This is a genomic window from Brachybacterium sp. UMB0905, from assembly GCF_002871795.1.
GTDB lineage: Bacteria > Actinomycetota > Actinomycetes > Actinomycetales > Dermabacteraceae > Brachybacterium.
This window is the reverse complement of the sequence record NZ_PNHL01000012.1, coordinates 37,481-47,821: the sequence shown is the minus strand read 5'-3', so window position 1 is coordinate 47,821 and position 10,341 is coordinate 37,481. Positions and strand designations below refer to the sequence as shown.

Below are 10,341 nucleotides of genomic sequence, written 5' to 3'. Positions count from 1 at the left end.
ACTAAAGCGTTTGTGCGTCACCAGCCTGCGCCAGCTTCGAGCTACCCGACACTTCCTCCGCAGACTGCATGGCAACGGATCTGCGCCGCCAGTCCTCGCCGACAATCCATAGGGCAATGAGGCTTGCCGCCCCACCGTGGGTAGCAAGGACTGTCAGCGATGCGGTGTTCGAAAACGCTACGAGCACTACTGCGATCGCAGCAAACACGATGCCTGCGGGAAGCTCCGCAGCCACCAGATCAACAAAGCCGAGCCATATTCCCACCACAGCACTCGCACCGAGCATTCCGCCGAAGCCGAAGTTCGCCATCCCGTCCGCGAGGAAGTTGGCATTTGCAGCAACACCCTCCTGCGAGTAATAAACGGATCCAATGAGCTTCGCCGGCGACGTGCTGAACGGAGGCTCGCCCATAAAGCTCAACACGCTGTGCCTCAACCCGTACTTAGGATGCTTCTCGAAGAAGTCGATGAAGTACCCAGTATTGATGCCCGCCGTCGAAAATGCGCGCCGCACCCCTAGTGACGTAAAGAAGTTTGACCCCGTGACCCAATCCATGACGCCCGCCGCGCTAATTGCACCCCCAAAAATTAGGTACACCCTCCACACGCGCACCTCGCGAGACCTACCGAAAATTAGCGCCAGCACTAAAACAAGAGCCGCACCCAAAAGATAGCTTTTGTAGCCAGTAAGCATGTAAATGGCCACTAAGCCACCGAAACCGATCGCCATATAGAACCAGGAACGCAGATGGTATCCATACGCTGCAAGAGCAGCCAGCGCTCCTCCGCCGGTCCAGCCCAAGGCGTAGGCGACCACACTTGAGGAGGCGGCGGAGTACTCATCCCGTTGCTCATACGCATTCGTCAGCGACACCCAGTCAATGGATATTCCAGTCAAGCCAATGACGAGCGCCAGGCTCGCCACAGAGAGTAAGCCCAACAGTAGGGCGGGCGGAAACACATCAGGAATGCGCGGAAGAGATACCATTGGCGCCAGACAATGAAAGATACGAATAATTCCAAAGCTTACAACCACAACTAGCGAAAGTATCGCCAGTGTTCGCCTGTCGATGGTTCCATAAAACACGGGTAACAGCAGAACCGGCAGCCCCACAAATACGACAAGAAATGCAATGCCGGCGCGGCCGGGGGTCTCGGCACGATCTCCCGCGATGAAGAACAGCAGCACAGCGCAAATAGCCGCGACAACCAGCTCATCCCAGTGCCAAGCGCGAGGCGTGTACCCAAGGTAGCGGAAAGGGCCAGAAATAAATCGTCCGACACTCCAGACGAGCAGGACCGCAAGCGCGGCGCCACAGGTGGCGGAGATCAAGCGCAAACCGACCAGATGGATTCGATCATCAAACTGCGACACCCCTGTCGCATTTGGACTAACTGCGAATCGGCTCATCGATATTCCATATCTCTACCATCGGCCAACACTGGGAAGTTCTCTCCCGTCTGGGACTTCTCGCTACGCGAGTAATGCATCATACAGCGCAATCAGTTTCGAGGCTTCAGCTCCGAAGGTAAGCTTTTCCTCGAAAGCTTTCCGGCCGACACGCCCCATGTTTCGCGCACGACGAGGGTTTCGGGCGAGGTCCTCCACCGCGTCTGCACAGGCGCGAGGATCCGCGACGTTACAAAAGTAACCGGCGCCCTCCACGCCAACCAGTTCTCGCCAAGCGCGAAAATCCGTGGCAATGAACGGCTTAGCGCCCGCCATATATTCAATCAGCTTCGTTGGAATAGATTCACGATGGTTTGGGAGGTCATGCAGTAGGACGAGGCCGGCATCGAATGAACCAATAATCTCAGGAATCTCGGCGGGTGACCTTCTTCCGCAATATGTCACATGCGGAGGGGCGGCATCTATGTGCTCCTGGGCTGCATTATCGGCGGGCCCAACGAGAACAAGCCTGTGATTTACTGTGGCATTGATCATTTCGACTAAACCGCGTGCTTCGGTGATTGCACCTACGTAGCCAAACGTGAACTTCTCGTTTGGGGAATCGTCACCCTTTGGGGCCGGATAGTCTCCCGAAAGAGGGTAGTTGCGAACGATAGCTAAATGCTCGTTCTGATATTTACTTGCAACCTTCTGTGTCACCGTCACTATCGCTGTGACGTTGCGATCGGCGAGCTTCTCGATCGTCCGGGCGAAGCGAGAAATTATTGGGCGCGTCCTCCGGGGAAGGTATGGCTTGTGGAATACTTGTGACTCCAGATCCTCATGCGCATCGTAAATCACTCGCTGACGAAGTATCTTGCTCGCAACGGCCCCAAGCGGAACAAGCTCTGGATCGTGAATATGAACGATATCGGGCCGCAGCACAAGCGCGCGGAGCCATCCCATAGCGGGACCGAGCAACATTCGGAGCGCTCGGGTGGGTATTGTGGGCAGAATATGGTGTTCGACGCCGGGAGCGACGCGCTGTTTCGGGCCGCGAGCGACGAGATGCACGTCGTATCCAGAATCCGCAAGAGCCTGGCACTCCTTGCGGACTATCCGGTTGTCTTCTGGACCGTGCGCGGTTGTAAGATGGACAATCCGCACCCCAGACCGTTCAGTCATATTGTGCATCCCTTTCGTGTGATGTCCGCGTCCAAGCTCGTGCGCCCTGCTGGGCACGCTCGGAACCCCCAGGAGCTCAGTTTTCGCCAAATATATCCCGAGAGTAGACCTTCTCTGCCTGTTCAGTGAGGTCGGGTGTTACCCGGTTCGCCACAATTACGTCCGCCCGCCGCATAAACTCATTCAGACTTTCAATTACCTCCGTGCCCGTCGGGATCTCGCTGCGGATCTCGGGCTCAAAGATTACGACTGATATTCCCTTGCCGAGGAGGCCGTCGATAACCTTCAGCACTGCTGACTCACGAAAGTTGTCCGAGCCCGCCTTCATCGCGAGTCGATACACGCCCACCACACCGGGGCGCTTCGAGGCGATATCGTTGATAATAAACTGAATTCGGGTAGCATTTGACTCTACCGTCGCGCGTATCAGAGTTTGAGGAATGTCCTCGTAGTTGGCGAGAAGCTGTTTGGTGTCCTTGGGGAGGCAATAGCCCCCGTAGCCGAACGATGGATTATTGTAATGACTACCGATGCGTGGGTCATGCCCGACACCTTCAATAATCTGTCGAACGTTCAATCCGTGTGTAGCAGCGAAGGTGTCCAACTCGTTGAAGAATGCAACGCGCATCGCGAGGTAGGTGTTGGCGAAGAGTTTGATTGACTCCGCCTCAACCCTTCCCGTGATGAGGACTGGGGTGTCGGCAGATTCCGCCCCCTCTTCCAGGAGAGCGGCGAACGCAGATGCGTACGGCTCTGGACCTGCGACAACGATCCGCGATGGATGAAGATTATCATATAGCGCGCGGCCCTCGCGCAGGAACTCCGGAGAGAAGAGAATTGGCAGCCCAGGATGCTTTTGCTGCATCTCATCCGTGAATCCCACAGGAATCGTTGACTTGATGACCACCGCAGGTGTATTTCCGCTATCGGCGATCATCGCGATCACGCTTTCCACCGACCCGGTATCAAACTGGTTGGTGTCCGAATCGTAGTTCGTGGGTGTGGCGATGATGACGAAGTTCGCACCATCCACCGCCCGCAAGGGATCCGTTGTCGCTTCTAGGTCAAGCTGCTTGGCCTTCAGTGCTGCTTCGACCTCGGAATCTCGAATAGGGCTGAGGCCATCATTGATCATCGCCACGCGATCGCCGGAGATGTCTACTGCGATGACCGAGTGATGCTGCGCTAGCACGATAGCGTTGGCGACGCCCACATACCCCAACCCGAACACTGCGATTTTCATGACTGCCTCTTATACGTGTTTCCGCGGCGGCGACGCAGCCAAGTGAGGCCGTGTGGCCTACGGCTGGGGTGCGATGATGCTGCGCGTAGGAGTACCTCTTCAAAGACGGAGAACAGGTGATCTCTCGAGAACTGCGCATCACCCAGTGCGGCGGACTGCGCAGCTGACTCCTCAACGGTCTCACGTTCGCTCACCAGAGTCCGGATCAGGGATGCCGCAGACGCGGGTTCACGGCTAGCCAGCCAACCTGCTCCCTTGTCAGCCATGGTTCCGCCGAGCCACCCGCGATGATTGAAAAGCACCGGTCGTCCAGCGGCCATAGCATCAAAGACCTTGTTGAGCGAGTTGCCCTCCAGGGCAGGGTGGTCGATCAGCGTCGACACCACGACGTCCGCAGCACTCACGATCTTCGCAACCTCGGACTTGGGTCGCGATCCCCAGAGGATCGCCGCCGGGTCCAACCCCAGCGTCTTGCACAATGCAGTGAGGTCATCAGTGGTTGCCCCCTCCCCGACGAGCACTACGCGGACCGGGTCATCCTTCAACTCAGCTGCTACACGCACCGTCCATTCCAAGTCGTAGGACCGACCGAACGAGCCGCAATAGGCCAGGACCAGCTCGTCATCCCCCCAGTCAAACCCTGCTCGGAGCTTCCGCCGCTCGTCCGCACTGACGCGGAACAGCTCTACGTCGGCCGAGTTAGGGACCAGATGGACATTCGCGTCCGGATGGACCTCGCGGACCCCGTCGGCCATTGACGGCGAAAGCGCGATGACAGAGCGCGACTGCCGGTAGGTCAACTTCTCGAGGGCACGAGCCACGGCAATCATCGCCCGATTGGTCAGGAGCCCAAGCTCTACTGGGACACCGGGCCAGAGGTCCCTGACCTCAAAGACGAACGGCCGTCGGCGCACCAGAGCAGCGATCATCCCCGGAACAGCCACGGTGAGCGGTGTACTTGACGCGAACACAAGATCCGCGGGGGTCTTTGCTGCCACCCACGTCGCGGAGACCATGAACCGTGCGAAGGACAGGATGCGGGAAACGAAGCCCATGCTGTTTGAGTAGGGGATCGGCAGTCGGATGATCTCTACGCCCTCGCGCGTGGTCCGCAGGCCCTCCGGACCGCCACAGATCATGGTGACGCGATGCCCGTTCCGCGCAAGGCGCCTGCTGAATTCCCACGGACGGGAACCACCAGGCTCATCCGGGAGCACGAAGTGCTGGTGAATATAGGTGATCCGCACTTCAGCTCCTTTCCGCGGATTTCGTCTCGCTCCGCGCCGAACCCACGGCCCCAAATACCTCGTCGGACAGAGACAGCGTCCGCCGGTCCAGCGGGATCTCCCCGGTCCGGGTGCGCAGGGCGGCCTTGTCCTGCACGCTCTCGAGCCACTGGTCGAAGCTCAGTTCATCGGGCCGAATGCACGGCACGGGGGCATGGGAGATGCGCGGGTGCAGCGGGCTCTCGATCTGCTCGTCCACCGCGAAGAGGTCCTCGTGGAGCTTCTCGCCATGGCGTAGGCCGGTGAAGACGATCTCCACGTCCTTGCCGGACATGTCGATCATCCGCTGGGCCACGTCCATGATGCGCACCGGCTCGCCCATGTCCAGGATCATCACCTGGCCATCCTCGCCGATCGCACCGGCCTGCACCACCAGCTCGCAGGCCTCCGGGATGGTCATGAAGTAGCGGGTCACATCCGGGTGGGTGACCGTCACCGGCCCACCTTTCTCGATCTGTGCCTGGAACGTCGGCAGCATCGACCCGCGCGAGCCCAGCACATTGCCGAACCGCACCGAGACGTAGCTTCCCTCATCCTGCTTCGCCGCCCATGCCGTGAGCTGCTCCGCCATGCGCTTGGAGTGCCCCAGCGCGCTCGTCGGGTTCGCCGCCTTGTCCGTGGAGATGTTCACGAAGTGCTCCACGCCCACATCCATCGCGGCCTTCAGCACGTTCAGCGTGCCCAGCACGTTCGTCTTCCACGCCTCGGAGGGGTACTGCTCCAGCATCGGCAGGTGCTTCAGCGCCGCCGCATGGAACACGACCTCCGGGCGGCGGTCCCGGAACACCCGCAGCAGATCATCCCGCTCCCGGATATCCGCCAGCACCGCGTCACGCGTATCCAGCAGCCCGTGGCCGAAGATCGAGATCTGCGTGGAATGCAGCCCCGACTCATCCCGGTCCAGCATGAACAGCTCACTGGGCCCGAACTTGTGGATCTGCCGGCACAGCTCCGAGCCGATCGACCCGCCGGCACCGGTGACCAGCACCCGCTTGCCCGAGAGATAGCCCGCCACCGAGGACAGGTCGATCTCCGCCGGATGCCGCCCCACCAGGTCATCGACCGACACATCCCGCAGGCTGCGGGTGGTGCGGCGCTGCGACAGCGTCTCATTGATCGAGGGGAACACCAGCATGCGCAGGCCCTCCGCCTCCGTCACCTCGTGCACATCCCGCAGGTCCGACGAATCCACGCGGCTGCGTGTGATGACCACAGCCTCCGCGCCCGTCTCCCGGGCGATCCGCGCCATCTGCGCGCCACTGCCCAGGACCTTCACGCCCTGCAGCACGAAGCCCTTCTTCGAGGCGTCATCATCCAAGAACCCCACCGGGCGCAGCTCCGAGAACGGATCGGCCCGCATCTGCCGCGCCACCGAATGTCCCAGATCCCCCGCGCCATACAGCAGCACCGGCGTGGCATCCGCCCCCGGCCGCGAGCGCCCCTCCATCAGTGCACGGAACACGAGGCGCGCCGCCCCCATCAGCAGCAGCGCCATCGGCAGCACCGCCAGCACCACGCTGCGCGGAATCACCGCCGTGAAGAACACCAGCGCCACCAGCGGCACCCACACGCCCACCGCGGCGACCGACAGATGCTTCGCCTCATCCAGCGAGCCCACCACGAAGCGGCTGCGGTACAGACCGTTCCAGATCCCCCACAGCACCTGCAGCACGATCGCTGCCAGGGCGATCAGGCCCATGCCCCGGAACACCTCGGACCAGGCCGTCTCCTGACCGATATCCGATAGCAGGAAACGGCTGATCGTCAGGAAAGAAATCGCCACCAGCCACGCCAGAGAATCCGTCGCGATCGCCATCCACGGCGGGAACGGGCGCGTGCGCCGCACCACCGTGGGGCGGGATCCAGCATCGGGCTCAGGGGTGGGGGTGGAGGACATCCGAAACCTTTCATGCAGGTCACCGGCGCATTTGTGCGGAGGAGGTATGCGCCGGGGGCCGGCTTCGGGGACGGGTGGGGGGGGGCACGAAGGACCGCCTGGCACCTGTCCAGGAGGCTCGCCCATGCTAACCGAGATAACCCACATTCGGGATCCGAAGGTCCGAGGATCCCCTCACAGCACGGGGGGCGCTACCTGGCGTTCACGTGGGGGTTACCTGGGGTGATGGTGTGGGCGCCGGGGGGCGCCGTAGGGTCGGCGCCCAAGGCCGCGCGTGGCATCGGCCACCGAAGGCTACCGCCGTCGCGGCACCTGGTGTGCTCTACGCACAGTTGCCCCCGCCGTTGACCCTCCGCTCACCAGGAGAGCCGCCGATGACGGGGGCACCTCCATTCCTGCTGGTCACCTAGGGGGCTGTCCAGAGAAAGTGTCACCGTCGGCCACCTCGGCGGCGGATGACAATTTAAATTGTACTTTCGCCCGCGGGGCCACCGGAGTGACACTTTCCGGGGCCTGGGGTGCCAGCAGGGCGGGGTAGTGGTCATGCGTTGGCGTCAGCCGGCCCAGTGATAGAAGAACCCGGCGCCGCGGCGGTTGCTGCGGGAGGGTGTCAGCAGACCCTGGCTCTCGAGGCTCCTCAGCACCCGTCCCAAATTCGTGGGGTGCACGCCAAGGATGCTGCCGAGCTCCGTAGTGCTGATCCTCCCCTTCTGTTGGGCATAATCCACCGCTATCTCCTCCCGGGAGGGCTCGCTGACCACCGCGCCGCTCTCCTGGCGTAGCTCCACGAGCCCACCGTATGCCTCGGCATTCAGTGCAACCCCGGGGCGTGGCGCCTGAACGGGCAGCCCCTCGATCTCATGGCACACCCGCTCGCCCGCGAGCTCGAGCACAGCGAGTTGTTGCACCGTCTGCCGTGCTTCCTCCACGGTCAGCTGCAGCACCGGCGCCAGATCTTCCGGATCCGTCCACCTCTTCTGGCACAGCCGATGCAGCGCCATCAGGGCCCGCAGATCCGAACGGATATCGGGGGTGATGTCTCCGAGCCAGCGGATCCAGCCTTCGTCGGCCCGTTCCGCCGCTAAGACCGTGCGCACCATGACCCCGTCGACCTCATCGATCACCGGTATGGGGTGACCGGCCCGGATCATGTCCCCGAACATGCGGTCCACCCCCACCCCCTGCCGCTCGGCGATCCGCAACGTCGCCAGCAGCTGACTGAGGTCCTTGTTCCGCGAGACCGGTGGATGATTGATGATGTTCTCCGGCCGCACCCCACCGAAGAACCCTCCCGGACTGGTCACTCGTACGGTGCGACCGATGTGCTCCACCGTCGTCGGCCGCGTGTCGATCCACTCCCGGTGCGCCAACCCGTTGACGATCGCCTCGCGCAGCGCCCGCTCCGGCACCGCCCGCGTCCTGCCGATCACCAGGCCCTTCATCAGGTGGATCTCCGGGTTGTACGAGCGCGCGGCCGTGAACACCGCCGCCAGTTCCTCCAGCAGTGAGCGGCCCTCAATGTTCACTCGCTCCTGCGTATCCGCGCCCGCGGCCGGGCGGCGCATGTAGTCCAGTGCAGGAGTAGCGCGGCCCACGAACAGCAGCGCACCCGCGTTCGTGAACGTCCCGTCATCGTGCACCGCTCCGAGGCGTCGCAGCAGGTCAACTTGAGGGGCCTGCGCCAGCTCCTCGGATCGTGCATCCCCTGCCGCCTCGAGGAAATCCCGGGCGATCTGGATTGCGACAGGCTGAGCCCGATCCACCGCTACTCCGCTGGACTGAGCGGACCAGTCGAAGCCCCAGCTGAACGCTCGACGCTCATGCCACGAGGCTGAATCGATGTCCTGGCATTGATCCCCTACCCGCCAGGTGATGCGGTTCTTCCAGCGGATCGGCTCCACCGCCGGCGGGCAACGGACCACCAGCACCCGCTGGCCACGGAGCATCGCCTCATAGATCAACGTGGTGTACGCCTGCTGGAGCAGCTGATAAAGCCGCACCTGCAGCCAGTCCTCGTTCAGAGCCGTGCCAATGACCGTGCCGTCATCGGCTACGCCGAGAATCAACGCTCCCCCACCCGGCGTGTTCGCCATGCACGCGACCTCCGGGGCCAGGGCAGTCGCGGCGGCGTCGCTCTGATCCTCGCCCGGCAGGATCTCCCCACCGCGGCCCCGGCGGCCGGCCTCCTCCTTGAAGTCAACTTGGCGTCGCTCGGCCGGAAGACGCCCCTCGTCGAGAGCCGTGAGGACCTCATCGAGCTGGTCGGCGACGGGATCGATGCCGAAAACTGTCACGGGGGACCTCCTGGACGGCGGATGACAATTAATCCTCGGAAAAATTGTACCTTGGGGTGTGGGAGGTGATGGGGTGACACTTTTATTGGGGGCACGGGCGGCCGGGCGGGAGATGTGATGGGCCCGGAGCACTGGCCGTGGACGCCCTGACCACTGCAACGCAGGAAGCTAACCACGCTCGGCGGCTGTCCTACCGCTCGTCGGTCAGTTGACCTGGCTTTCCTCCAGCAGCTCTGCCCAGCTGTCCTGCATGGTCGGCGGGGTGAAGCCGGTGGACTGGATGCGGGTGAGGTCCAGGGTGGAGTGGGCCGGGCGTGGGGCCATGCCGGGCTTTCTAACCACGGCACGAAACCCAGGGCGCTTCACCCCGTTCATCGACGTCAAGCCCGGTGTCGAGCACTACGACTCCATGATGTGGATGTACGACGCCGAGGTCCCCACCGGCTGGCAGACCCCGAAGGGGCCCGAGTACCGCGCACTGAGCCCGGTCAACCGCGACGCGATGGCGGCATTCCTCTACCGCCAGGCCGGCTCTCCCCGGGTCGCCCTCCCGGCGAGGTGTCCGTTCACGGACATGAAGCCGAGCCAGGAGCACTACACCGCGGTGATCTGGGCCTACCACGAAGGCATCACCACCGGTTGGAAGATGCCGAACGACGCGCGCCAGTTCCGCCTGGTGGAGCCGATCGCCCGCGACGCGATGGCGGCGTTCCTGTACCGGTTCTCTGGCAATCCGGCCTATACCCAACCCGCTGGGGCGTGCTTCACCGACGTGCCGCGCGCGATGATGTTCGCCAAGGAGATGTGCTGGATGAAGTCCGCCGGCATCTCCACCGGCTGGAGTGATGGCACCTACCGTCCGCTCCAACCCGTCAAGCGTGATGCGATGGCGGCATTCCTGCAGCGCTACGACGCGAAGTTCTGATCCCCGGCCTCAACCGACAGTACGGGTCCGTCCTCTTTCCGGGACGGGCCCGTACTTCTTCACACCGCTCTGCATCACGATGCGGCTGCAGGACATCCTGAAGCAGAAGCGATGGCACTCC

General features: G+C 62.6%; 7 protein-coding genes. 1 reads left to right on the top strand and 6 read right to left on the bottom strand.

All coding sequences use genetic code 11. The features are described from left to right. Position 1: 1 nt before the first annotated feature. The 6 genes from CJ197_RS14935 to CJ197_RS11640 all read right to left on the bottom strand — a co-directional run bounded on the left by CJ197_RS14935 (position 2) and on the right by CJ197_RS11640 (position 9,295). The gene (locus CJ197_RS14935; protein WP_146007769.1) at positions 2-1,411 is read right to left on the bottom strand and encodes a hypothetical protein; all 1,410 of its coding nucleotides are present in this window, start codon (positions 1,409-1,411) and stop codon (positions 2-4) included. Positions 1,412-1,474: 63 nt separating this feature from the next. Beyond that, positions 1,475-2,575 carry a glycosyltransferase family 4 protein gene (locus tag CJ197_RS11660; RefSeq protein WP_158239479.1) on the bottom strand — a complete coding sequence of 367 codons (1,101 nt, stop codon included), beginning with the start codon at positions 2,573-2,575 and terminating at the stop codon, positions 1,475-1,477. Positions 2,576-2,651: 76 nt separating this feature from the next. Further along, complete coding sequence (locus tag CJ197_RS11655) at positions 2,652-3,818, bottom strand: nucleotide sugar dehydrogenase (protein WP_102236924.1); 1,167 nt, start codon at positions 3,816-3,818, stop codon at positions 2,652-2,654. Further along, positions 3,815-5,065, bottom strand: coding sequence for a glycosyltransferase family 4 protein (locus tag CJ197_RS11650; protein ID WP_102236923.1), 1,251 nt, complete (start codon positions 5,063-5,065; stop codon positions 3,815-3,817). The genes CJ197_RS11655 and CJ197_RS11650 overlap by 4 nt, the downstream gene beginning before the upstream one ends. 1 nt (position 5,066) lies before the next feature. Beyond that, entirely contained in the window at positions 5,067-7,001 is a 1,935-nt protein-coding gene (locus CJ197_RS11645; protein ID WP_158239478.1) for a nucleoside-diphosphate sugar epimerase/dehydratase, read from the bottom strand. Between the two features lie 554 nt (positions 7,002-7,555). After that, positions 7,556-9,295 (bottom strand): RNA-binding domain-containing protein, encoded by a 1,740-nt coding sequence (locus CJ197_RS11640; protein WP_102236921.1) that lies wholly within the window; start codon positions 9,293-9,295, stop codon positions 7,556-7,558. Positions 9,296-9,713: 418 nt separating this feature from the next. Here CJ197_RS11640 and CJ197_RS11635 point away from each other — a divergent pair, with 418 nt between their 5' ends. Further along, positions 9,714-10,220, top strand: coding sequence for an S-layer homology domain-containing protein (locus CJ197_RS11635; RefSeq protein WP_233190890.1), 507 nt, complete (start codon positions 9,714-9,716; stop codon positions 10,218-10,220). Positions 10,221-10,341 lie beyond the last annotated feature (121 nt).

What these genes read in the sequence shown, in the direction of transcription:
- CJ197_RS11660 (WP_158239479.1), bottom strand. Translation starts at nt 2,575, where the DNA reads ATGACTGAACGGTCTGGGGTGCGGATTGTCCATCTTACAACCGCGCAC.
- CJ197_RS11655 (WP_102236924.1), bottom strand. Translation starts at nt 3,818, where the DNA reads ATGAAAATCGCAGTGTTCGGGTTGGGGTATGTGGGCGTCGCCAACGCT.
- CJ197_RS11645 (WP_158239478.1), bottom strand. Translation starts at nt 7,001, where the DNA reads ATGTCCTCCACCCCCACCCCTGAGCCCGATGCTGGATCCCGCCCCACG.
- CJ197_RS14935 (WP_146007769.1), bottom strand. Translation starts at nt 1,411, where the DNA reads ATGAGCCGATTCGCAGTTAGTCCAAATGCGACAGGGGTGTCGCAGTTT.
- CJ197_RS11635 (WP_233190890.1), top strand. Translation starts at nt 9,714, where the DNA reads ATGTACGACGCCGAGGTCCCCACCGGCTGGCAGACCCCGAAGGGGCCC.